Annotated in this window: 22 protein-coding genes; 16 read left to right on the top strand and 6 right to left on the bottom strand. The window is 60.0% G+C overall.

Annotation, left to right across the window (positions count from 1 at the left end; genetic code table 11):
* Positions 1–65: 65 nt before the first annotated feature.
* The 3 genes from WA225_RS20075 (at position 66) to WA225_RS20065 (ending at position 1,793) form a co-directional block, all read left to right on the top strand.
* Positions 66–410 carry a pentapeptide repeat-containing protein gene (locus tag WA225_RS20075; protein ID WP_007909940.1) on the top strand — a complete coding sequence of 115 codons (345 nt, stop codon included), beginning with the start codon at positions 66–68 and terminating at the stop codon, positions 408–410.
* A 299-nt stretch (positions 411–709) separates the two neighbouring features.
* Complete coding sequence (locus tag WA225_RS20070) at positions 710–982, top strand: TfoX/Sxy family protein (protein ID WP_003228231.1); 273 nt, start codon at positions 710–712, stop codon at positions 980–982.
* A gap of 16 nt (positions 983–998) precedes the next feature.
* Positions 999–1,793 carry a Crp/Fnr family transcriptional regulator gene (locus tag WA225_RS20065; RefSeq protein ID WP_422609287.1) on the top strand — a complete coding sequence of 265 codons (795 nt, stop codon included), beginning with the start codon at positions 999–1,001 and terminating at the stop codon, positions 1,791–1,793.
* A gap of 232 nt (positions 1,794–2,025) precedes the next feature.
* Here WA225_RS20065 and WA225_RS20060 read toward each other — a convergent pair whose 3' ends face one another.
* From WA225_RS20060 to WA225_RS20045, 4 genes are read right to left on the bottom strand one after another with little or no spacing between them, the layout of a single operon-like run.
* Positions 2,026–2,880 (bottom strand): ChaN family lipoprotein, encoded by an 855-nt coding sequence (locus WA225_RS20060; protein ID WP_422609277.1) that lies wholly within the window; start codon positions 2,878–2,880, stop codon positions 2,026–2,028.
* 20 nt (positions 2,881–2,900) lie between these two features.
* Positions 2,901–3,668: a heme ABC transporter ATP-binding protein gene (locus WA225_RS20055; RefSeq protein ID WP_422609276.1), complete on the bottom strand. Its 768-nt coding sequence runs from the start codon at positions 3,666–3,668 to the stop codon at positions 2,901–2,903.
* Positions 3,668–4,651, bottom strand: coding sequence for a FecCD family ABC transporter permease (locus WA225_RS20050; protein ID WP_422609286.1), 984 nt, complete (start codon positions 4,649–4,651; stop codon positions 3,668–3,670). Before WA225_RS20050 ends, WA225_RS20055 begins: the two co-directional genes overlap by 1 nt.
* A gap of 50 nt (positions 4,652–4,701) precedes the next feature.
* The gene (locus tag WA225_RS20045; protein WP_422609275.1) at positions 4,702–5,574 is read right to left on the bottom strand and encodes a heme/hemin ABC transporter substrate-binding protein; all 873 of its coding nucleotides are present in this window, start codon (positions 5,572–5,574) and stop codon (positions 4,702–4,704) included.
* A gap of 164 nt (positions 5,575–5,738) precedes the next feature.
* Here WA225_RS20045 and WA225_RS20040 point away from each other — a divergent pair, with 164 nt between their 5' ends.
* Positions 5,739–6,056, top strand: coding sequence for a Rieske (2Fe-2S) protein (locus tag WA225_RS20040; RefSeq protein ID WP_422609274.1), 318 nt, complete (start codon positions 5,739–5,741; stop codon positions 6,054–6,056).
* Here WA225_RS20040 and sfsA read toward each other — a convergent pair.
* Both sfsA and WA225_RS20030 read right to left on the bottom strand, forming a co-directional pair.
* A complete protein-coding gene (sfsA, locus tag WA225_RS20035; RefSeq protein ID WP_422609273.1) occupies positions 6,053–6,766 on the bottom strand; it encodes a DNA/RNA nuclease SfsA in 714 nt (237 codons plus the stop codon). The genes WA225_RS20040 and sfsA overlap by 4 nt on opposite strands.
* A complete protein-coding gene (locus WA225_RS20030) occupies positions 6,766–7,938 on the bottom strand; it encodes a pyridoxal phosphate-dependent aminotransferase (protein ID WP_422609272.1) in 1,173 nt (390 codons plus the stop codon). Before WA225_RS20030 ends, sfsA begins: the two co-directional genes overlap by 1 nt.
* Positions 7,939–8,272: 334 nt before the next feature.
* Between WA225_RS20030 and dksA the strand changes: the two genes are divergently transcribed.
* From dksA to acs, 12 genes are all read left to right on the top strand, one after another.
* Positions 8,273–8,716: an RNA polymerase-binding protein DksA gene (dksA, locus tag WA225_RS20025; protein WP_008080850.1), complete on the top strand. Its 444-nt coding sequence runs from the start codon at positions 8,273–8,275 to the stop codon at positions 8,714–8,716.
* A gap of 206 nt (positions 8,717–8,922) precedes the next feature.
* A complete protein-coding gene (gene gluQRS / locus WA225_RS20020; RefSeq protein ID WP_422609271.1) occupies positions 8,923–9,819 on the top strand; it encodes a tRNA glutamyl-Q(34) synthetase GluQRS in 897 nt (298 codons plus the stop codon).
* A 77-nt stretch (positions 9,820–9,896) separates the two neighbouring features.
* On the top strand, positions 9,897–10,073 hold the full coding sequence (locus WA225_RS20015) for a hypothetical protein (protein WP_003176118.1): 177 nt from the start codon (positions 9,897–9,899) through the stop codon (positions 10,071–10,073).
* A complete protein-coding gene (locus WA225_RS20010) occupies positions 10,057–13,011 on the top strand; it encodes a sensor histidine kinase (RefSeq protein WP_422609270.1) in 2,955 nt (984 codons plus the stop codon). Before WA225_RS20015 ends, WA225_RS20010 begins: the two co-directional genes overlap by 17 nt.
* A 22-nt stretch (positions 13,012–13,033) precedes the next feature.
* On the top strand, positions 13,034–14,470 hold the full coding sequence (locus WA225_RS20005) for a sigma-54-dependent transcriptional regulator (protein ID WP_422609269.1): 1,437 nt from the start codon (positions 13,034–13,036) through the stop codon (positions 14,468–14,470).
* Between the two features lie 734 nt (positions 14,471–15,204).
* The gene (locus tag WA225_RS20000) at positions 15,205–16,605 is read left to right on the top strand and encodes a polynucleotide adenylyltransferase PcnB (protein ID WP_422609268.1); all 1,401 of its coding nucleotides are present in this window, start codon (positions 15,205–15,207) and stop codon (positions 16,603–16,605) included.
* A 4-nt stretch (positions 16,606–16,609) separates the two neighbouring features.
* Positions 16,610–17,095: a 2-amino-4-hydroxy-6-hydroxymethyldihydropteridine diphosphokinase gene (gene folK / locus WA225_RS19995; RefSeq protein ID WP_422609267.1), complete on the top strand. Its 486-nt coding sequence runs from the start codon at positions 16,610–16,612 to the stop codon at positions 17,093–17,095.
* A 398-nt stretch (positions 17,096–17,493) separates the two neighbouring features.
* A complete protein-coding gene (panB, locus tag WA225_RS19990; protein WP_422609266.1) occupies positions 17,494–18,294 on the top strand; it encodes a 3-methyl-2-oxobutanoate hydroxymethyltransferase in 801 nt (266 codons plus the stop codon).
* Positions 18,291–19,151 (top strand): pantoate--beta-alanine ligase, encoded by an 861-nt coding sequence (gene panC / locus WA225_RS19985; RefSeq protein WP_422609265.1) that lies wholly within the window; start codon positions 18,291–18,293, stop codon positions 19,149–19,151. Before panB ends, panC begins: the two co-directional genes overlap by 4 nt.
* 205 nt (positions 19,152–19,356) lie before the next feature.
* A complete protein-coding gene (gene panD, locus WA225_RS19980; protein ID WP_422609264.1) occupies positions 19,357–19,737 on the top strand; it encodes an aspartate 1-decarboxylase in 381 nt (126 codons plus the stop codon).
* Between the two features lie 224 nt (positions 19,738–19,961).
* Positions 19,962–21,626, top strand: a complete 1,665-nt coding sequence (gene pgi, locus WA225_RS19975; RefSeq protein ID WP_422609263.1) for a glucose-6-phosphate isomerase — start codon at positions 19,962–19,964, stop codon at positions 21,624–21,626.
* A 342-nt stretch (positions 21,627–21,968) separates the two neighbouring features.
* On the top strand, positions 21,969–23,906 hold the full coding sequence (gene acs / locus WA225_RS19970; RefSeq protein ID WP_422609262.1) for an acetate--CoA ligase: 1,938 nt from the start codon (positions 21,969–21,971) through the stop codon (positions 23,904–23,906).
* Positions 23,907–23,941 lie beyond the last annotated feature (35 nt).

Genomic DNA, 23,941 nt, shown 5'->3' with positions numbered 1-23,941 from the left:
CGCTTGCTTCACGGTCGTCAAATAGTGGCACTATACTGGCGTCATAAAACCAACGGTGATATGACATGAGCCAGCCGAAACTTCTCGACACCCCGCTGTATGCCTTGCTGCACAAAGACGACATCACAGGTTTCAACAAAGAGCGCCCACAGGATGGCCCGATCGATATGGTCGGTGGCGACTTCCGTGGTCTTGACCTGCGTGAACTGAACGCCGATGGCGTGGATTTCCGGGACGCGTACTTCCGTTCCGCCGATCTGCGTGGCATCGATTTTCGCAATGCATCGCTGGAAGGCGCCAGCCTGGCCCACGCGCAGATTTCCGGGGCGTACTTCCCGCCGGAGCTGAGTGCCGACGAGATTCTGATGTCGATGAATTTCGGTACGCGGTTGCGTTATCGCACCCGCTGACAGATCTTTGCCTCTCTGACACAACGCCCCCCTCCTGTGGGAGCGAGCTTGCTCGCGAAGGCGTAGTGTCAGTGCCCCTATCGTGAGAGTCATACCGCTTTCGCGAGCAAGCTCGCTCCCACATTTATCAGCATTTCTCCCCGTCTCCCTGCGTCCGCAGAGCTTTCGCAACCTTATACAGCGCCCCTTTCTTAGAAGCGTTTGCGTTGAATCCGACCAAACAACCACGCTTTTCCTACTGATGGCTACACTCCTGAGAAGCTCGCCCACGCACCATTCGGCCGTCGCAAGGAGGCTTGATGAATGATGAACTGCAACACCTGAAGAATCTTGGCAAGACGTCGGCGCAATGGCTGCATGCCGTGGGCATCCACAGCGCCTCGGACTTGCGTCGCCTGGGCGCGGTGGACGCCTACCGGGCCGTGCGTACCCGCGGGTTTCGCGCATCGAAGGTGTTGTTGTATGCGATTGAAGGCGCACTGATGGATGTGCACTGGAACGACATCCCCGCCGAACGCAAAGACGCCCTGAACAAGCAGCTCGAAGCCATTTCCTCGCGCCACAAGAACTGAACGGGCATTGACCGTTATGTATTTATTGGGGGAACAATCGGCTTGGGCCGATGCACTGATCAATCGCCTGCAGAGTTTGCCTGCGCAGTGGCTGCAGGGTTTGGCGCCGTGCGGCGCGGAACTGCAGCTGGACGCACCGGATGATTTGCTCGCGCAGTTACCCGGCGATCAATTGTTTCTGCTGACGGAAGGCGTGATCACCGGCAGCATCGCTGCCCGGCCGCTGTTTTATTGGCAGGACGGCGATTTGATCGGCCTGCAACATGGCGATGACTGGGGCGATTGCCGCTTGTGCAGCGACGGGCCAGTGCGCCTGACGCCCTATCGACGCGTTGCGGTGTTCGAGCATTTGTATGCCGACGCCCGCCGGGCAGAGCAGTTTCTTGCGTACCTGCTGGGGCAAATGGCAATGCTCGCCCATGCCGTGGCGGAGCTGAAACCTCGCGAGTTTCGCAGCACCAATGGTTTTAAGCGGGTTGAGGCCGGGACGGTTCTGATCAACCAGGGTGACGCCGCCGATCATGTGTTCGTGATCATCGACGGGCATGCCGAAGCGTTTGTCGATGGCCACAAGGTCGGCGAAGTGCCCAAGGATGAAATATTCGGCGCGATGGCGGTATTCACGCATGAGCCACGCAATGCCACGGTCATTGCCCGGGAGCCAAGCACGGTGATGCTGATTCCCGGTGAGCAATTCTTGAGCATGACCCGCACCAATCCGAAGATCGCACACAGCCTCATCGAGAGCATGGCGCGACGTATCGGCCAACTGAACAAGCAGGTCAGCCAATTGAGCGCAACCAAAAGCTGACGCCACGTCCTTTGTTTCCGGGCCATTACGGCCATTTCCAAGACTAAATCAAAGAAATGAGAAAACAGTTGTTGACGCGCTAATGAGAATCGCTATGATTATCACAACTGGTCGCGAGATCAGTCGATATTCTGAAAAGCCCTTGGTTCGGACTCTCAGATTATCTCCTCATCAGGCTAATCACGGTTATTTGACCCGGTTTTTACCGGGTCTTTTTTTGCCTGTGGAAAAGTCATTTGCCGAATTGTTTACGCATCTGTTCGCAGTAGTCCTGCTTGGGTGTGGCCGGTGTGTACCAGACGTAATCGGCCATTGCTGCGGTGACTTCACCGCCCTGCTCGGCCAGCATCAACACAGTCGGGGGCTGGGTGGCGCCCAGATCCAGTATGTGCAACGGCACGCCCACATCCTTGCGCGCATGCCACGCGCCGGCCAACAACAGAGCAGGTTTCGGAGCAGCCAACAAGCGTTCGGCCATCCGCCGATCACGCTGTTGCTGAACGCCGAGCATCGCCGGCATCTGTGATTCGGGCAGTAAACCGCAGTGAGATTCAGCGATCTGTTCCAGCAGCGTTTCCTTCACCGACGGCGCGTTACTGTGCGCACCGTTCAGAACCGGAGGATTGCGGTAAAAGGCGCGGATTTCGCTGTTTTCAAGATTGGCCGCCAGCAGCGGATAAGTTTGCGTGAGGGCGAAACGAATGATCGGACCATAAAGATTCCAGTCCCAGCCATCCTGCCAGGCCAGCGTTTCAGGAAGACCGGACGGCGGCGATGCCGCCTGGCGAACGGCATCAACTTTTGGCTGCTGGTCCGGCGTCAGCATTTCCAGCAACAGACTGCCTTGCGGGCGTTGTTCGCCAAGTGCGCGCAACAGCCATAACTGGGCGGCATGATGATCGGCGTTGTCATGCTGCTCGCCAATGATCAGCCGCTCCGGCGCAGCAAGACGCGTCACCAGTTGCTGCGCTGTCAGCACCTCACCGCTGCGCAGATCGCGAATCTCGCCACTGATCGGCGGTGGTGGCGCCACAACATGCTGACACCCCGCAAGCAGCAACATCGCCAACAGCCACATCCCACGCATGCAGTCACCTCGATGAGAAATCAGCGGGCGATGATCAGCGGATGCCCACGCTCCGGGTGCGGCTGCACCAAGACTTCGAGACCGAACACGGCTTTCAGCGAGTCCGGGCGCAATACTTGTTCAGGTGTATCCAGTGCGACCGGATGCCCCCCTTCAAGCAACAACACCCGATCACAATAGCGCGCGGCCAGATTCAGATCATGGAGGATCACCAATACCGCTGCGCCGCGGTCGGCAAACTCCCGCACCGCTTGCAACGTCGTGTGTTGATGCAGTGGATCAAGCATCGACGTTGGCTCATCCAGCAGCAACGTCTGCCCGGCCTGACCGGGCCACAATTGCGCCAGCACTCGCGCCAGATGCACGCGCTGACGTTCACCGCCGGACAACGCCAGATAACTGCGTCCGCTCAGATGCCCGGCATCCGCTGCCGCCAGTGCCGCGGCGATGATTTCGTCATCACGCGCCCGACCACTTTGCCAAGGCAAACGGCCCATGCCGACGACTTCTTCAACACGAAAGGCGAAATCCAGGGTTGAGACTTGCGGCAACACGGCCAGGCGCTGGGCGCGTTGCGTGCCGCTCCAGTGACTCAATGCTTCGCCGTCGAGGGAAACCTCGCCGTCACTGGCAGTCAATTCACCGCACAGAGCCCCGAGCAATGTGCTTTTACCGGCACCGTTCGGCCCGAGCACACCGAGTACTTCACCCGGTTCAAGCTGCAGAGTGACTGCGCTGAGCACGGCCTTGCGGCCACGTCGGATGTGCAGATTGTGCGCACGCAACATCAGGCACGCCCTCGCAGCAGCAGATAAAGGAAGAATGGCGCACCGATAAACGCCGTGACGATACCGATCGGCAACTCCGCCGGGGCCAGCGCCAGCCGTGCCACCAGATCGGCGAGCAGCAGCAGGCTCGCTCCGGCCAGCACGGACGCCGGCAGCAACACCCGATGATCGGGACCTGCGAGCAAACGCACCAGATGCGGCACCACCAAACCGACGAAACCGATCATCCCCGCCGCCGCCACCGCCGCGCCGACGCCCAGCGCCGTACAAAACACCAACTCGCGTTTGAGCTTTTCGACATCGATACCCAAATGCCCGGCCTCGGATTCGCCGAGTAGCAAGGCATTCAACGCCTTGGCCCGGCGCGGCAACCACAATGCCACACCAGCGCTGATGATCAGTAATGGCCACAGCCGCGCGTAACTGGCGCCATTGAGGCTGCCGAGGTTCCAGAAGGTCAGCGTGCGCAAGGTCGCGTCATCCGCCAGATACGTGAATAGCCCGACCGCCGAACTGGCCAGTGCGGTCAGGGCAATACCTGCCAGCAACATGGTCGCGACATTGGTTTGGCCGTTACGCCGACCGAGCCGATAAACCAACGCGGTCACACCAAGCCCGCCGAGAAACGCGCAGACCGACAATAAATAAGGCCCGAACCATTCCGGCAAACCGCCAACGAACGAACCGCCGACAATCGCAATCGCCGCCCCCAACGCCGCACCGCTGGAAACCCCGACCAACCCCGGATCCGCCAGTGGATTACGAAACAACCCCTGCATCGCCACACCGGACAACGCCAGCACGCCACCGACCGCCAGCCCGAGCAAAGTCCGCGGCAAACGAATCTGCCCGAGAATCAGCTCAGCCTGTTCCAGTCCGTCCGGCGCCAGCGGCACGCCAAGCATGCGCAGCGCCGCGCGCAATGTGTCGAACAGCGGCAGGCTGACCGGGCCGAGCGCCAACGACAACCAGATCGCCAGCAAACACAGAAGGGTCAGGCCAATAAACAAGGCACGGGGTTTTACCAGTGTGGTCATTGGCCGCTCTTGGCCGGGTAGAAACCGTCAGACAGGGTTTTCAACGCCGCAGGTAAACGTGGCCCGAGGCCGCCGACCAGCAAGGTCGGATCCAGCTCCAGGACGCGTCCGGCTTTGGCCGCGCGGCTTGAATCGAGAATCGGGTTTTCCTTGAACAGCGCCGCTTTCGCCGCGTCACCGGTCAATGCACGATCAGCGAACACCAGCACTTCAGGATCGAGACTGGCGAGGGATTCCACGGAAAACGGCTTGTAACCGGTGTGCGTGGCGAGGTTATGCCCGCCGGCCTGTTGCAGCAGCCAATCGGCGGCGGTGTCCTTGCCGGCTATCAATGGCTTGCCACCGGCATGCCCGAGCAACAGCAGTACACCCGGCGCTTTTTGTTTGGCCTGCATTTGAGCAACCCGTGCCTTCTGGGCATCGAGTTGCTGTTGATAACTCTGCAGCAACTGCGCAGCCTGCGGCTCGGCGCCAAGCAACTGGCCCAGATGTGTGAGGTTTTTTTCCAGCGTCGGCAGATCCGGCTGAGCCGAGAACAATTCCACCTGAACCTTGGCTGCTTTGACTTGCGAAACTACCGGCGGCGGGCCCATTTCTTCGGTGCCGATCAAGATGTCCGGGCGCAAACTGAGAATGCCCTCAGCGGAAAGGCTGCGCTGATAGCCAATGCTTGGCAGCGCCTTCAGCGACTCTGGATGCTGACTGGTGGTGTCGACGCCCACCAACTTCGACTCCCCGCCCAACGCCGCGACCCACTCCGAGAGCGCACCACCCGCGCTGACCCAACGTTGCGGCAAATCAGCCGCTGCAGCCTGGTGGCTGACCAGAAGTCCGACACACAGCACAGCAACGCGGGTACTCAGGCGCATACACAGCTTCCTTGAACGTGGTTTCCCGGGCATCCGGAAGACAGGCCAACTATCCTCGACATCTGCCAGCCGCCCTGCGGACGAAGGCCGTCATTTGATAATTGTTTGCATTTAAACGTCAAGCTCGGACATATCCGGACACGAGCCGACACTAGAGGATAGCCATGAAGTTTCTCTGCGCAGGCGCTGAACTCGCCGAAGCCGCCAGCCGTGGTTTTGAAGTCGACGGGAACAAGCTGTTCGCCGTGCGTCGCAGCGGCCAGGCCTATGTCTACCTCAACCGCTGTCCACACCGTGGGGTCGGACTGGAATGGCACCCCGACCAGTTTCTCGACCCGAGCAACAGCCTGATCCAGTGCGCCACCCACGGCGCCCTGTTTCTGATCGAAGACGGTGAATGCGTCGCCGGGCCTTGCGCCGGGCAATCACTCACCGCTATCCCCTGCCGAGAAGATGCGCAAGGGCTGTGGATCGATGTTTAACCGTTGAGCAACACCTCGAGACGCCGGTCGATAACCATCTCCTCATGGTCCAGCCGCACGCCATACGCCAGCACCTCAACGCCGCTGGCGACGGCTTCGAGCAGCGCATAGGCGTAGGCCGAATCGATTTCCTTGGCAGGGCGCACCGCTTCAATCCCGCTCAGATTGACACAGTACAACTGCACCGCCCGGATCCCGTCCCGCGCCAGATGTGCCAGTTCACGCAGATGTTTGGCGCCGCGCTGGGTCACCGCATCGGGAAACGCCGCCACCGCTGTGCCGTCGAAACCCAGCGTGACGCTTTTCACTTCCACATAGGCCGGGCCGTTCGGGTATTCGAGGCGAAAATCGATGCGACTTTTTTCCTGACCATAAGCGACTTCGCGCTTCAACGCGGTAAAGCCGTTTAGCTCGGTGATGACGCCCGCTTGCAAGGCTTCCTCGACCAGGCCGTTGGCCCGCGCGGTGTTTACGCAAAACAGGCGGCCCTGCGGGGTTTCGCCGATTTCCCAGGTGCCGGGCAACTTGCGTTTGGGGTCATTAGAGCGGCTGAACCAGACCTGCCCGCCCTCGACCTGACAATTGAGCATCGAGCCAGTGTTCGGGCAGTGAATGGTCAGCAATTCGCCGCGAACGGTTTCGATATCGGCGAGAAAACGCTTGTAACGACGAATCAGCCGCGCTTCTTCAAGTTCTGGATAAAAGCGCATCAGGCCTGCCAACTCTTCAAACCACAAGCGATGCGTTCCACCGCTTCCTGTAAGCGAGGCAGGTTTTGCGTGTAGGCAAAACGCACGTGATGACTGGCCTGATAGCGACCGAAATCCAGACCCGGGGTGAACGCTACATGCTCGGTCTCGAGGAAATGTCGGCAGAACGCGAAGGCATCACCGCCGAACTGGCTGATATCGGCGTACAAATAGAAAGCGCCTTCAGGCTCCACGGCAATGTTGAAACCCAACTCGCGCAAGGCCGGCAACAGGAAGTCGCGACGACGGCCGAACTCGGCGCGGCGTTCTTCGAGAATGGCGATGGTGTCCGGCTCGAAACAGGCCAGCGCGGCGTACTGGGCCATGCTCGGGGCGCTGATGTAGAGGTTCTGCGCGAGTTTTTCCAACTCGCTGACTGCTGCGTCCGGTGCCACCAGCCAGCCGAGTCGCCAGCCGGTCATGCCGAAATACTTGGAAAAACTGTTCAACACGAAAGCACTGTCATCGACTTCCAGCACGCTCGCCGCATCGGTGCCGTAAGTCAGGCCGTGGTAGATCTCGTCCACCACCAGATGACCATGGCGAGCCTTGATGGCGGTGGATAACCCGGCCAGTTCATCGCGGGTCAGGATGGTGCCAGTCGGGTTGGCCGGCGAGGCGACCAATGCACCGACGCTGTCGTGATCCCAATGCCGCGCAACCAGATCCGGGGTCAGTTGATAGCGCACGTCCGGGCCAACTGGCACCAGCTGCGCTGCGCCTTCGACCAGTCGCAGGAAGTGCCGGTTGCACGGGTAGCCCGGGTCCGCCAACAACCAGTGTTTACCCGGATCGACCAGCAACGCACTGGCCAGTAACAGTGCACCGGAACCGCCCGGCGTGATCAGAATCCGCCGTGGATCGATGTTCAGGCCATAACGCGATTGATAAAACCCGGCAATCGCCTCGCGCAGCTCGGGAATCCCGCGGGCGGCGGTGTAACGGGTCTTGCCCGCCGTCAGTGCCGCCTGCCCGGCGCGAATGATCGGCTCGGCGGTAGTGAAGTCCGGCTCGCCGATTTCCAGATGGATCACGTCGTGGCCTTCAGCCTGCAATTCATTGGCCCGCGCCAGCAGCGCCATCACATGGAACGGTTCGATCGCACGACTGCGCGCACTGTAGGGCTGAGCCATTGGTTTTCCTTCGGCAGGGAAAAAGAGACGATTCTACCCATCTGCCGGAACGAGCGAGAACCCGCAGCGGTCACAGCCTCAAGAACGCTGGACTGTAACGATATGAGCGTACGCTCCAGGATTGACTAAAATCAGTGATTGAACAGGTCTTCAACACCACCAGACACGGCTTGCCAAACATTTGCAAGCGCCACCCGCCGGGGCCTCGACATCCGGGAGTAGCGCAGGCCGAATTGATCTGGTAAGTTCGCCCGCTTGCAGCCGCAGGGCCGGCAGGTGTCGGTGATGGAGCAATCCTGCGCAATGGATTACAAGAGTAGAGGCGGTCCATTTCATGCCCACCCAAGCAAAGCAACAGCAGAATCAGACGATCAGCGGTTTCGAACCTTATGTTCCGGCAAAAGGTGAGGAGTACATGGGCGCCCCAATGCGCGCGCACTTCACCAAGGTTCTGAACAAGTGGAAACAGGAGTTGATGCAGGAAGTCGACCGCACCGTTGACCACATGAAGGACGAAGCTGCCAATTTCCCGGACCCGGCCGACCGTGCCAGCCAGGAAGAAGAATTCGCCCTCGAGCTGCGCGCCCGCGACCGCGAACGCAAGCTGATCAAGAAAATCGACAAGACACTGCAACTGATCGAAGACGAAGAGTACGGTTGGTGTGATTCGTGCGGCGTCGAAATTGGCGTAAAACGCCTCGAAGCACGCCCTACAGCCGACATGTGCGTCGACTGCAAGACACTGGCGGAAATCAAGGAAAAGCAGGTCGGCAAGTAATCTCGACCTGAACGAAAAACGGAGCGTGCGAACGCTCCGTTTTTGTTTCTGTCTTTTGCCTTTTGGCCTTTTTGCCTTTGTGGGAGCGAGCTTGCTCGCGAAGGCGCCGGATCAGACACCTTAATGCTGAATGACACACCGCTTTCGCGAGCAAGCTCGCTCCCACAGGTGTTGTGTACACGCGCTGAAAAAGTACTATCGCATTCATGACTGCCAAAACATCCCCCGCCTACATCGGCCGCTTCGCCCCCACCCCCAGTGGCCATTTGCACTTCGGTTCGCTGGTTGCCGCCCTCGCCTCTTACCTCGACGCCCGTTCGGTCGGCGGTCGCTGGCTGGTGCGCATGGAAGATCTCGATCCGCCGCGTGAAGAGCCCGGCGCGCAAACGGCGATCCTCAAGGCGCTGGAAAGCTACGGCTTCGAATGGGACGGCGACATGGTGCGCCAGAGCGATCGGCATGAGGCTTACGCCGATGTGCTCAACAGCCTGTTCAATCACGGTCTGGCCTATGCCTGCACCTGCTCGCGCAAACAGCTCGAACCGTACAACGGCATTTATCCGGGCCTGTGCCGCAATCTCGGCCATGACCAGCAAGACGCAGCGATCCGCCTGCGCGTGCCGGAACTGGAATACCACTTCATCGACCGCGTGCAAGGCGAATACCGCCAGCATCTGGGCCGCGACGTCGGCGATTTCGTGATCCGCCGCCGCGACGGACTCTACGCCTACCAGTTGGCCGTGGTGCTTGATGATGCCTGGCAAGGCATCACCGACATCGTCCGTGGCGCCGACCTGCTCGACTCGACGCCGCGTCAGTTGTATCTGCAGGAACTGCTGGGTTTGCGTCAGCCACGCTACCTGCACCTGCCGCTGATCACCCAGCCGGACGGCAACAAGCTCGGCAAGTCCTACCGCTCGCCGCCGCTGCAAGCCGATCAGGCCACGCCATTGTTACTGCGAGCCCTGCGTGCACTGGGGCAAAACCCCGGCGCCGAACTGGCCCACGCCTCGCCGCAAGAGTTACTCAAGTGGGGCTGCGCGCACTGGGATGCCAGCAAGATCCCGCGCACACTGAGCCTGCCCGAGGCGCAACTGCTATGACGACACTTGCAGTCGCGCGCCCATCCGTTACCATCGCCGCACGTTTTCGGGCACGCGCATAAAAAAGAGAGGCCGGGATGTACATCTATCGCTTGGTCCTGCTTTTAGTCGTGGGGATCTACCTGTTTTCCCCTGCCATCATGGATTGGTGGATCGACGCTACGGGCGCCTGGTATCGCCCCTATCTGCTTTGGCTGATCCTCATCGTCGTGACCTTCATCCTGCAGAGCCAAAAAGATGCCGATGAGCTTTAGCCTGACCCAGATGATCCTGATCAGCGCCGCATACCTGGCGACGCTGTTCGGCGTTGCCTGGGTCAGCGAACGGGGCATGATCCCGCGCGCGATCATTCGCCACCCGCTGACTTACACCTTGTCGCTGGGGGTCTACGCCAGTGCGTGGGCGTTTTACGGCACCGTGGGGCTTGCCTATCAGTACGGCTACGGCTTTCTTTCCAGTTATCTCGGTGTGTCCGGCGCGTTTCTGCTGGCGCCGGTGCTGCTCTATCCGATCCTGAAAATCACCCGCACCTATCAACTGTCGTCATTGGCCGACCTGTTCGCGTTCCGCTTTCGCAGTACCTGGGCCGGCGCGCTGACCACGATTTTCATGCTGATCGGCGTGTTACCGCTGCTGGCCTTGCAGATTCAGGCGGTGGCCGATTCCATCGGCATTCTCACCGGCGAGCCGATCCAGAGCCGCGTGGCGCTGGCGTTCTGTGCGCTGATCATTCTGTTCACGATTTTCTTCGGCTCCCGACATATCGCCACGCGTGAAAAGCACGAAGGGCTGGTATTCGCGATTGCCTTTGAGTCGGTGATCAAACTGGTCGCCCTCGGCGGCGTTGGCCTGTATGCGCTGTACGGCGTGTTCGACGGCCCGCAACAGCTTGAGATTTGGCTGCTGCAAAACCAGACCGCCCTCGCCGCACTGCACACGCCGTTGCAGGAAGGCCCGTGGCGTACGCTGCTGCTGGTGTTTTTCGCCTCGGCGATCGTGATGCCGCACATGTATCACATGACCTTTACCGAAAACCTCAACCCGCGCTCGCTGGTCAGCGCAAGTTGGGGTTTGCCGCTGTTCCTGCTGCTGATGAGTCTGGCAGTGCCGCTGATCTTGTGGGCCGGCCTGAAACTCGGCGCCACGACCAACCCGGAATATTTCACCCTCGGCATCGGCATCGCCGCCAACAGCAAACCGCTGGCGTTGCTCGCCTACGTCGGCGGTCTGTCAGCGGCTAGCGGTCTGATCATCGTCACCACCCTCGCACTGTCGGGCATGGCGCTGAACCACTTGGTGTTGCCGCTTTATCAGCCACCGGCCGAAGGCAATATCTACCGCTGGTTGAAGTGGACCCGTCGGGCGCTGATCGTCGCGATCATCATGGCCGGTTTCGGTTTCTACCTGATGCTCGGCGCCGAGCAGGATCTGGCCAACCTCGGCATCGTCGCGTTTGTCGCGACCCTGCAATTCCTGCCGGGCGTGTTGTCGGTACTGTATTGGCCGACCGCCAACCGGCGCGGCTTTATCGCCGGTCTGCTGGCGGGGATTCTGGTTTGGGTGGTGACCATGCTGTTGCCGCTGGTCGGCAATCTGCAGGGTTTCTACATTCCGCTGCTGAACATGATTTACGTGCTCGACGACACCAGTTGGCACATGGCGGCCATCGCCTCGCTCGCCGCTAACGTGCTGATGTTCACCTTGATCTCGCTGTTCACCAACGCCAGCCCCGAAGAAGCCAGCGCCGCTGAAGCCTGCGCTGTGGATAACGTCCGTCGTCCGCAACGTCGCGAGTTACACGCAGCTTCGCCGCAGGAATTCGCCACTCAACTGGCAAAACCACTGGGCGCCAAGGCTGCGCAGAAAGAAGTCGAACAAGCGCTGCGGGATCTTTATCTACCGTTCGACGAACGCCGCCCGTACGCCTTGCGCCGCTTGCGTGACCGCATTGAAGCCAACCTCTCCGGCCTGATGGGCCCGAGTGTGGCGCAGGACATGGTGGAAACCTTCCTGCCGTACAAGGCCGGCGGCGAAAACTATGTGACCGAAGACATCCACTTCATCGAAAGCCGCCTCGAGGATTACCACTCGCGCCTCACAGGTCTGGCCGCCGAACTCGATGCGCTGCGTCGTTACCACCGTCAGACCTTGCAGGAACTGCCAATGGGCGTCTGCTCGCTGGCCAAGGATCAAGAGATTCTGATGTGGAACAAGGCCATGGAAGAACTCACCGGGATCGCCGCACAACGCGTGGTCGGTTCGCGCCTGAGCACCATTGGCGAGCCGTGGAAGGAATTGCTGCAAGGTTTCATCAACCTGCCCGACGAGCATTTGCACAAACAGCATCTGGCCCTCGACGGCCAGACCCGCTGGCTGAACCTGCACAAAGCGGCGATTGATGAGCCGTTGGCGCCGGGTAACAGTGGCCTGGTGCTGCTGGTCGAAGATTTGACCGAAACGCAGATGCTCGAAGACAAACTGGTGCACTCCGAACGGCTGGCCAGCATCGGTCGTCTGGCAGCGGGGGTAGCCCACGAAATCGGCAACCCGATCACCGGCATCGCCTGTCTGGCGCAGAACCTGCGCGAAGAACGTGAAGACGACGGCGAACTGACGGAAATCAGCGGGCAGATTCTCGAACAGACCAAACGCGTCTCGCGCATCGTCCAGTCGCTGATGAGTTTTGCACACGCGGGTAGCCATCAGCACAGTGACGAGCCCGTCTGTCTGGCCGAAGTCGCGCAGGATGCCATCGGCCTGCTGGCGCTGAACCGACGCAATTTCGAAGTGCAGTTCTACAACCTCTGCGATCCGGATCACTGGGTCGAAGGCGACCCGCAGCGACTCGCTCAGGTACTGATCAATCTGCTCTCCAACGCCCGCGACGCCTCGCCGCCGCACAGTGCGGTACGGGTCAAGAGCGAAGCCGGCGAACACACGGTCGATCTGATCGTCGAGGACGAAGGCAGCGGTATTCCGAAGAACATCATGGATAGATTGTTCGAACCCTTCTTCACCACCAAGGATCCTGGCGAAGGCACCGGTCTGGGCCTTGCACTGGTCTATTCCATCGTTGAAGAGCATTATGGACAAATCACCATCGACAGCCCGGCTGATGTACAGAGCCAACGCGGCACCCGTATCCGGGTGACCTTACCGCGTCATGTCGAAGCGACGTCCGCTGTGAACTGAGACCGTCGAGAGTATCGAATCAATGCCGCACATTTTGATCGTCGAAGACGAAACAATTATCCGCTCCGCCTTGCGCCGCCTGCTGGAACGCAACCAGTACCAGGTCAGCGAAGCCGGTTCAGTGCAGGAAGCACAAGAACGCTTCACCATTCCTACGTTCGACCTGATCGTCAGCGATCTGCGTTTGCCGGGCGCTCCGGGCACCGAGCTGATCAAGCTCGGCCAGGGCACACCGGTGCTGATCATGACCAGTTACGCCAGCCTGCGCTCGGCGGTCGACTCGATGAAGATGGGCGCGGTGGACTACATCGCCAAGCCTTTCGACCACGATGAAATGCTCCAGGCCGTCGCGCGGATTCTGCGTGATCGCCAATCGGCTCCGGCTGCCGGCGAAGCGGTTGCCAGCAAACCGGCCAATGGCAGCGGCAAACCCGCCACTGACAACAGCAACGGCGAAATCGGCATCATTGGTTCTTGCCCGCCGATGCAGGATCTGTACAGCAAGATCCGCAAAGTCGCGCCGACCGATTCCAATGTCCTGATCCAGGGCGAGTCCGGGACCGGTAAAGAACTGGTGGCCCGCGCCCTGCACAACCTGTCGAAACGCGCCAAGGCACCGATGATCTCAGTGAACTGCGCAGCCATTCCGGAAAGCCTGATCGAGTCCGAACTGTTCGGCCACGAAAAAGGTGCGTTCACCGGCGCCAGCGCCGGGCGTGCCGGTCTGGTCGAAGCGGCGGACGGCGGCACGCTGTTCCTCGATGAAATCGGCGAACTGCCGCTGGAAGCCCAGGCCCGCCTGCTGCGCGTTTTGCAGGAAGGCGAAATTCGCCGGGTCGGTTCGGTGCAGTCGCAAAAGGTCGATGTGCGCCTGATCGCCGCGACTCACCGCGACCTGAAGAGCCTGGCGAAAATCGGCCAGTTCCGTGAAGACCTTTATTACCGTCTGCACGTGATTGCCCTGAAGTTGCCAGCCCTGCGCGAACGTGGCGCCGACGTCAACGAAATCGCCAATGCCTTCCTCGCTCGCCAGAGTGCGCGCATAAACCGTACTGACCTGAAGTTTGCCGCGGATGCCGAACAGGCGATCCGGCACTATTCCTGGCCGGGGAACGTGCGTGAACTGGAGAACGCGGTCGAACGTGCGGTGATTCTCAGCGAGAGCCCGGAAATCTCCGCCGAACTGCTGGGCATCGATATCGAACTGAGCGACCTGGACGACGACGAGTTCATCGGCCTGCCACCGCAAACGGCGGGTAGCGCCAGCAACAGCAGCCATGAGCCGACCGAAGACTTGTCGCTGGAAGACTACTTCCAGCACTTCGTCCTTGAGCATCAAGATCACATGACCGAGACCGAACTGGCGCGAAAACTGGGCGTCAGCCGTAAATGCCTGTGGGAACGCCGTCAGCGTCTGGGCATTCCACGGCGCAAGACCGGGGTCGCCAGCGAGAGCTGAACGTTACCTGTCGAGTGTGCGGGTAACGCTTGAAGATGTGAAAAAACTGTTACCTCAGTCGATTCACGTAACAGAAGCCGGGGTTATCGGTAACGAAACCCCGGCTTTTTTTCGCCCCGACAAAACGGTTATATCGACCTAACCCTTTGTTTTGCGGGGTTTCGCAAGAGTTGGCACGACCCCTGCTATATGTTTGGTACAAGAACAATAACAAGCAATGCACAAGACAATAAAAATAAGACGAATCGACTCACGCACAATAAAAACAAGACGGCGAGAGGCGCAGCTAACTGATTCTTTTGGAGAGGCGTTGTATTTGGGGCTTGCCCCACGACCAGGCCGAGAACAACAAAAACTGTCCTAAGACAGAGCCTGTACTGGTTGGATCGAAAGATCACTGCAATTCAGCGACCAAAGCAATCCGTTTGCTCTTGGCTCCCGATTGGGAGGGTCACGAAGGAAAAGCTTCGTGGCGAGGGCACTCAACAAAAACAAGAAGCCCGAATCAATAATAAAAAGAGCACGCAACTACTTCTTGGGGAGCTTCGGCTCCCCTTGTAGTTTCTCCTCCCCGGCAAAATCCCCCGTTTTTATCGCGCGCGATGCCTGTAGCCTGCGGCTTGCAGCTCAAATCGGCGGCGTCCTACACCATCCCCCGACTAAATGCTAGAATCTGCGCCCATCATGCGGTCATTCTTTGGTATGGCCGAACATTCCTTCAAACAGTGCATCCCATGCTGAAGAAGTTGTTCCAGTCATTCCGAACTCCCGTGCGTCGTACGCAACACATCCGCAGCACCCCTGAAGTGCTCAACAGCGGCCAACATTCGCTGCAGAAAACGCAGTTCAGCCGCTATGCGGTGAATATCGTCGAACGCCTGCAAGGTGCCGGTTACCAGGCTTATCTGGTCGGCGGTTGCGTGCGTGACATGCTGCTGGGCATCACGCCCAAGGATTTCGACGTCGCCACCAGCGCCACGCCTGAGCAGGTCCGTGCCGAATTCCGCAATGCGCGGATCATTGGCCGTCGCTTCAAACTGGTGCATATCCATTTCGGTCGCGAAATCATTGAAGTCGCGACCTTCCGCGCCAATCACCCGGTCAACGAAGACGACGAGGACAGCAACCAGTCCTCGCGTAACGAAAGCGGGCGGATTCTGCGCGACAACGTTTACGGCACGCTGGAAGAGGACGCGCAACGCCGCGACTTCACCATCAACGCCCTGTATTACGATCCGGTCAGCGAGCGCATCCTCGACTACGCCAACGGCGTACACGACGTCCGCAACCACCTGATCCGTTTGATCGGCGATCCTAAGCAACGCTACCAGGAAGACCCGGTGCGCATGCTGCGCGCCGTGCGTTTCGCCGCCAAGCTCAACTTCGGGATCGAGAAGCACACCGTGCAGCCGATCCGCGAACTGGCGCCGATGCTGCGCGAGATCCCGTCGGCACGACTGTTCGAGGAAGTGCTCAAGCTGTTCCTCTCGGGACACGGCGCGATCACCTTCGAAATGCTGGTCGATCTGCAACTGTTCGCCCCGCTGTTCCCGGCCAGTGCCGATGCACTGGAACACAATCCGGAATACACCCACACGCTGATCAGCGAAGCGCTGACCAACACCGACCTGCGCATCAAGCAGAACAAACCGGTGACCCCGGCGTTCCTGTTTGCCGCGCTGTTGTGGCCTGCCCTGCCGGCCCGCGTGTTGCGCTTGCAGGAGCGTGGCATGCCGCCGATTCCGGCGATGCAGGAAGGCGCCCACGAGCTGATCGCCGAACAGTGCCAGCGCATTGCGATTCCAAAACGTTTCACCATGCCGATCCGTGAGATCTGGGACATGCAGGAGCGCCTGCCACGTCGCAGCGGCAAACGTGCCGACCTGTTGCTGGACAATCCGCGTTTCCGCGCCGGTTACGACTTCCTGTTGCTGCGTGAAAGCGCTGGCGAGGAAACGGATGGCCTGGGCGAATGGTGGACTGACTATCAGGACGCCAACGACAGCGAGCGCCGCGACATGATCCGCGACCTCAGTGGCAAGGGCGATGACGCCAGCGGCGCACCACGCAAACGTCGCCGCAGCAGCGGTTCCAAGCGCAAACGCGCCGGTGCCCCGAGCGCGACAGGCGAGTAAAGGCATGGAACGCATCTACATCGGCATGGGCAGCAACCTCGCAGACCCGGCCGAGCAATTGCGCAGCGCCGTCGAGGCGCTGGGGCAATTGCCGCAGACCACCCTCGCTGGCGTTTCCGCCTTCTATCAAAGCGATTCACTGTTGCCGGGCCAACCGCGTTACACCAACGCGGTCGCGGCGCTCGACAGCTCACTTGCACCGATTGAATTGCTCGATGCGTTGCAAGCCATCGAGAACGATCAGGGCCGTGAACGTCTGGAACGTTGGGGCCCACGCACGCTCGATCTGGACATTCTGCTGTTCGGTGATCGACTGATCGACGAACCGCGCCTGAAAGTCCCGCATTACCAGATTCAGGAACGCGCGTTCGTGCTCTATCCGCTCGCCGAGCTGGCTCCGCCGGATCTGCGTCTTGCCGACGGCCGCAGCCTCCCCGACCTGCTGGCGGCCTGCCCGTTCGTCGGTCTGGAACGCCTCTCGACAGATTGATTGCAATCCCCTGTGGGAGCTAGCTTGCTTGCGAAAGCGGTGTGTCATTCAGCGCAATGTTGACTGATCCACCGCCTTCGCGAGCAAGCTCGCTCCCACATTGGCTTATTCCATCCCCTAGGATTTTGTCAGACAAAAAACACGCGAATCAGCCAAGCCGCACCGCTGAATCGCATCAGTAACGCCGGTAACACTCCCCTCGTAACATTGCGGTAACACACGCAATTGACTTCCTGTTGGCTCATCACGACTATAGGCGTCCCGCTGCCGCCAACCCGGCACATACGGGCGCAATCCAGGCCTTATAAGCACGACAAAAGAGCGTGCGCCTGAGTAGATGACGAATCACGCGCGTTACTCGCAGTAGTTTCCAGAGCGCCTGAACGAGGATTTTTTACATGCCAGCCATCACCCTGACCACGCTCCAGAGCCTCAAGCAGAAAGGTGAAAAGATCACCATGCTGACCTGCTATGACGCGACCTTCGCCCACGCCTGCAACGAGGCCGGTGTCGAAGTGCTGCTGGTGGGCGACTCCCTCGGCATGGTCCTGCAAGGTCACGACAGTACATTGCCGGTGACCACCGCAGAAATGGCCTACCACACCGCTTGCGTCAAGCGCGGCAACACCGATGCGCTGATCCTCGCCGATCTGCCGTTCATGGCCAACGCCACCCTCGAACAAACCATGATCAACAGCGCCATGCTGATGCAGGCTGGTGCGCACATGATCAAGGTCGAAGGTCAGTTGTGGCTGGCCGAGTCGATCCGTCTGCTCGCCGAGCGCGGTGTGCCGGTGTGCGCGCACATGGGCCTGACCCCGCAAGCGGTGAACATTCTTGGAGGCTATAAAGTGCAGGGCCGCAACGAGAACCAGGCGCGGCAGATGCGCGCCGATGCGATCTCGCTGGAACAGGCCGGTGCGGCAATGCTGCTGCTCGAATGCGTACCGAGCGAGCTGGCCGCCGAAATCAGCCAGGCGGTGAAGATCCCGGTCATCGGCATCGGCGCCGGTAACGCCACCGACGGCCAGGTTCTGGTCCTGCACGACATGCTCGGCCTGTCGATCACTGGCCGCGTGCCGAAGTTCGTGAAGAACTTCATGCACGGCCAGGACAGCATCCAGTCGGCGCTGAAGGCTTACGTCAACGAAGTCAAAGCCACCACGTTCCCTGGCATCGAACACGGATTCTCTGCATGAACACCGTTAAAACCGTACGCGAACTGCGCGCCGCTGTCGCCCGCGCCCGCAGTGAAGGCAAGCGCATCGGCTTCGTGCCGACCATGGGCAACCTGCACAGCGGCCACGTCGCGCTGATCACCAAAGCCACGCAACGCGTGGATTTCGTGGTCGCGAGCATTTTCGTCAACCCGCTGCAGTTCGGCGCCGGCGAAGACCTCGACAAGTACCCGCGCACCTTGGCGGCGGATCAGGAAAAACTTCTCGAAGCCGGTTGCTCCCTGCTCTTCGCGCCAACTGTCGAGGAAATGTACCCCGACGGCATGGCCGGACAGACTCGGGTCAGCGTGCCGCAACTGTCCGAAGGCCTGTGTGGCGCCAGCCGTCCGGGGCACTTCGAAGGTGTCGCGACCGTGGTCAGCAAACTGTTCAACATGGTCCAGCCGGACCTGGCGATTTTCGGCCAGAAGGATTACCAGCAACTGGCGGTGATCCGCGCGCTGGTGCACGACCTGAACATGCCGATCCAGATCATTGGCGAGCCGACTGTTCGCGCCGCCGACGGCCTGGCGCTGTCATCGCGCAATGGCTTCCTCAACGAGGAACAGCGCGCGGTGGCTCCGGTGGTTTATCGCTCGCTGAGCAACATTGCCGAGTCGATCAAGCAAGGCCAACGCGACTTCCCGGCAATGATCAGTGCCCAGGTACAGCAGCTGGAAGCGGCGGGCCTGCGTCCGGATTACCTGGAAATCCGCCACGCCCTGACCTTGCGCCCGGCGACAGCTGAAGACCGTGATCTGGTGATTCTGGTGGCCGCGTTCCTCGGCACCACGCGGTTGATCGATAACCTGCACCTGAATCTCGATACCCCGGTTTAAGCCTCACCGATAACCTGTGGGAGTGAGCTTGCTCACGAATGCAATCTGTCAGTTGACGTAAATATCGACTGACATGACGCCTTCGCGAGCAAGCTCGCTCCCACAGGTTTTTTTGTGTTTTAAAGATCCAGTTTCAGCCATATTGCCGCCCCCAAACCCTTCGGGCACACTGCCCGCCGTTCGATTCCAACCCGGGAAATTCCTCATGCACGCGATCATGCTCAAGGCCAAACTGCACCGCGCCGAAGTCACTCATGCAGTGCTCGATTACGAAGGTTCGTGCGCCATCGATGGCGAGTGGCTGGATTTGTCCGGCATCCGCGAATACGAGCAGATCCAGATTTACAACGTCGACAACGGCGAGCGTTTCACCACCTACGCGATTCGTGGCGAAGAAGGCTCGCGGATGATCTCGGTCAACGGCGCCGCCGCGCACAAGGCCAAGGTCGGCGACCGGGTGATCATTTGCGCCTACGCTCACTACAGCGAAGCGCAACTGCTCAACTTCAAGCCGCGCATGCTCTACATGGCAGCGGGCAATGAACTGAGCCACACCAGTAACGCCATCCCGGTTCAAGTCGCCTGATCCACCCTGCCCGGCTTCCGTTTGTCGGGCAGTTTCTAACTGCGATGTTAAAAAAGTACCGGAAACAGGTCAGACAAAGTCAAGACAGATCGCAGCGCGAGGTTTACTGTATTCGCCCTGCGCCAATAAATCGTGTCGACGCAGTTTGACCCCGCGCCCAAACATGGCGTGACGGTCTGTTCAGTGTTCAAAAGGCCGTTCAAGTAAAAAGGAAAACCGCAGCGATGGCGTACTACCGCACTCCTCACGACGTTACCGCTCTGCCCGCCTGGCAAGCGTTGAAAGATCACCGCCAAGCCATGCAGGATTTCAGCATGCGCGAAGCCTTCAACGCCGATCCGCAGCGCTTCAATCAGTTCACCCTCAGCAGCTGCGGGCTGTTTCTCGATTATTCAAAGAATTTGATCAACGCCGAGACTCGTAATCTGCTGGTCGGTCTGGCCAATGAAGTCGATCTGAAAGGCGCGATCAAAGCGCTGTTCGACGGCGAAATCGTCAACGCTTCCGAAGGCCGCCCGGCGCTGCACACCGCCCTGCGTCGTCCGGTCGGCGACAAACTTTCGGTCAACGGCGTCAACGTGATGCCGGAAGTCCACAAGGTCTTGAACCAGATCACTGATCTGGTCGGCCGCATCCACGACGGTCTGTGGCGCGGTTACACCGAGAAGCCGATCACCGACGTGGTCAACATCGGCATCGGTGGCTCGTTCCTCGGCCCTGAGCTGGTGTCCGAAGCGCTGCTGTCGTACGCGCAGAAAGGCGTGCGTTGCCACTATCTGGCGAACATCGATGGCAGTGAGTTCCACGAACTGACGCAGAAACTGCGCGCCGAGACCACGCTGTTTATCGTTTCGTCGAAATCCTTCAACACCCTCGAAACCCTGAAGAACGCTCAGGCCGCTCGCGCCTGGTACCTGGCGCAAGGCGGTTCCGAGGCTGAGCTGTATCGTCACTTCATCGCCGTTTCAAGCAACAACGCGGCGGCCGTGGCGTTCGGTATCCGCGAAGAAAACATCTTCCCGATGTGGGACTGGGTCGGCGGTCGTTACTCGCTGTGGTCGGCCATCGGTTTGCCGATTGCGCTGGCCATCGGCATGTCCAACTTCAAGGAACTGCTGTCCGGTGCCTACACCATGGACCAGCATTTCCAGACCGCGCCGTTCGAACAGAACATGCCGGTGCTGCTGGCCCTGCTCGGTGTGTGGTACGGCAACTTCTGGGGCGCGCAAAGCCACGCGATCCTGCCGTACGACCACTATCTGCGTAATATCACCAAGCACTTGCAACAACTGGACATGGAATCCAACGGCAAGAGCGTGCGTCAGGACGGCACGCCGGTGTCGACCGATACCGGTCCGGTGATCTGGGGCGGCGTCGGCTGCAACGGTCAGCACGCTTACCACCAGTTGCTGCATCAAGGTTCGCAGCTGATCCCGGCCGACTTCATTGTGCCGATCGTCAGCTTCAACCCGGTCTCCGACCACCACCAGTGGCTGTACGCCAACTGCCTGTCGCAGAGCCAGGCGCTGATGCTCGGCAAGACCTTGCCGGAAGCCGAGGCTGAGCTGCGCGACAAGGGCATGAGCGAAGAGCAAGTGCACAAACTTGCGCCGCACAAGGTGATCCCGGGCAACCGTCCGAGCAACACCCTTGTGGTTGAACGCATCAGCCCGCGTCGTCTCGGCGCCCTGGTGGCAATGTATGAACACAAAGTGTTCGTGCAGAGCGTGGTCTGGGGCATCAACGCCTTCGACCAGTGGGGTGTGGAGTTGGGCAAGGAACTGGGCAAAGGCGTTTACAACCGTCTGGTCGGCAGCGATGAAACCAACGCTGATGATCCGTCCACTCAGGGCCTGATCAACTACTTCCGCGGCCGTCACCGCGGTTGATCAGTCGCTTGATAGAGAGCCCCTGAAGTTCAGGGGCTTTTTTTCGTCTGGCGTTTGCCGTGGATTTCCCGGTGACAGGCAAATCGTTTCCCCCTCACCCCAGCCCTCTCCCCCAGGGGCGAGGGGGAAAGGGAGCCGATTTTCACGTTTTCAATACTTGAGTTCGACTCAGGAATTTCAAGTCGATGTATCAAGCCCAAACACCTCGGTCTGTCCCCTCTCCCTCTGGGAGAGGGTTAGGGTGAGGGGCTCTTCGCGGTGTAGAGCCGTCTGCCGGCCTTGAACCCTTGCCCCCATCGGCGCATCTTTATCCTTGTCGCACCACAAGAATAAGGAACCGTCATGTTCGATATCAGCACGTTCCCCAAAGCCGATGCCGTCCGCCGGGCTGCTCAGTTGAGTCAGGAAGACTATCGGCGCCTGTACCGCGAATCCATTGAACACCCGACAACCTTCTGGGCCGAACAGGCCACGCGTTTTCTCGACTGGAGCACGCCGTGGCAGACCGTTCAGCGCTACGACCTGAAAACCGGTGAAGCCGCCTGGTTTGCCGGCGGCAAGCTGAACGTCAGTTACAACTGCATCGACCGCCATCTGGAACAACGCGGCGAGCAGACCGCCCTGCTCTGGGAAGGCGACGACCCGGCCGAATCGGCGCAAATCACTTACAAAAAACTCCACCACCATGTCTGCCGCCTGGCCAACGTGCTGAAAAGCCGTGGCGTGAACAAAGGCGACCGGGTGTGCATCTACATGCCGATGATCCCCGAAGCCGCGTATGCCATGCTCGCCTGCGCGCGGATCGGCGCGATCCATTCGGTGGTGTTTGGCGGTTTCTCTCCCGACTCCCTGCGTGACCGCATTCTCGATGCCGATTGCCGCACGGTGATCACGGCGGATGAAGGCGTGCGCGGCGGCAAGTTCGTGCCACTGAAACAGAACGTCGACAAAGCCCTGCAAAGTTGCCCGGACGTCAGCACCGTCGTGGTGGTCGAGCGCAGCCAAGGCAAGGTCGATTGGGTTGAAGGCCGCGACCTGTGGTATCACCAGGCCGTGCGCGAGGTCAGCGACGATTGCCCGCCGGAGCCGATGGACGCCGAAGACCCACTGTTCATCCTCTACACCTCCGGCAGCACCGGCAAACCCAAAGGCGTGCTGCACACCACCGGCGGCTATCTGCTGCAAGCGGCGATGACCTTCAAATACGTGCTCGATTACCGCGACGGCGAAGTGTTCTGGTGCACCGCCGACGTCGGCTGGGTCACCGGTCACAGCTACATCGTCTACGGCCCGCTGGCGAATGGCGCAACCACGTTGATGTTCGAAGGCGTACCGAGCTACCCGAGCAGTTCGCGTTTCTGGCAGGTAATCGATAAACACAAGGTCAACATTTTCTACACCGCACCCACTGCCCTGCGTGCATTGATGCGCGAAGGTGCCGAACCTTTGAAGGAAACGTCGCGCGCCAGCCTCAGATTACTCGGCAGCGTCGGTGAGCCGATCAACCCGGAAGCGTGGGAATGGTATTTCAACGTCGTAGGAGAACAGCGCTGCCCCATCGTCGATACCTGGTGGCAGACCGAAACCGGCGGCATCATGCTCAGCCCGCTGGTCAGCGCGCAGCGGATCAAACCGGGTTGCGCCACACAGCCGATGTTCGGCGTGCAACCGGTGCTGCTCGATGAACACGGCAAGGAAATCAAAGGTGCCGGCAGCGGCGTGCTGGCGATCAAGTCGAGTTGGCCAGCGCAGATCCGCAGCGTCTACGGCGACCCGCAACGCATGGTCGACACCTATTTCAAACCTTACCCCGGTTACTACTTCACCGGCGACGGCGCACGTCGCGATGAGGACGGCGACTACTGGATCACCGGGCGCATCGACGACGTGATCAACGTCTCCGGCCACCGCATCGGCACCGCCGAAGTGGAAAGCGCACTGGTGCTGCACGACAGCATCGCCGAAGCCGCCGTGGTCGGTTACCCGCATGACGTCAAAGGTCAGGGCATTTACGCCTTCGTCACGCCCATGAACGGTGCCGAACCCAATGACGAGTTGAAGAAACAACTGTTGGCCCACGTCAGCAAGGAAATCGGCAGTTTCGCCAAACCCGACCTTATCCAGTGGGCGCCGGCCTTGCCGAAAACCCGCTCAGGCAAGATCATGCGGCGCATCTTGCGCAAGATCGCCTGCAACGAACTCGATAGCCTCGGTGACACTTCGACCCTGGCCGACCCGAGCGTGGTGCAGGGCCTGATCGACAAGCGCCTCAATCAGTAACACTTAAGGCGCGGCTCACCGGCCGCGCCTGCCTT

Source organism: Pseudomonas sp. (assembly GCF_049300855.1).
In the GTDB taxonomy this organism is placed as follows: domain Bacteria; phylum Pseudomonadota; class Gammaproteobacteria; order Pseudomonadales; family Pseudomonadaceae; genus Aquipseudomonas.
The sequence above is the reverse complement of the archived record's forward strand: the minus strand, read 5'-3'. Positions and strand labels throughout refer to the sequence as shown.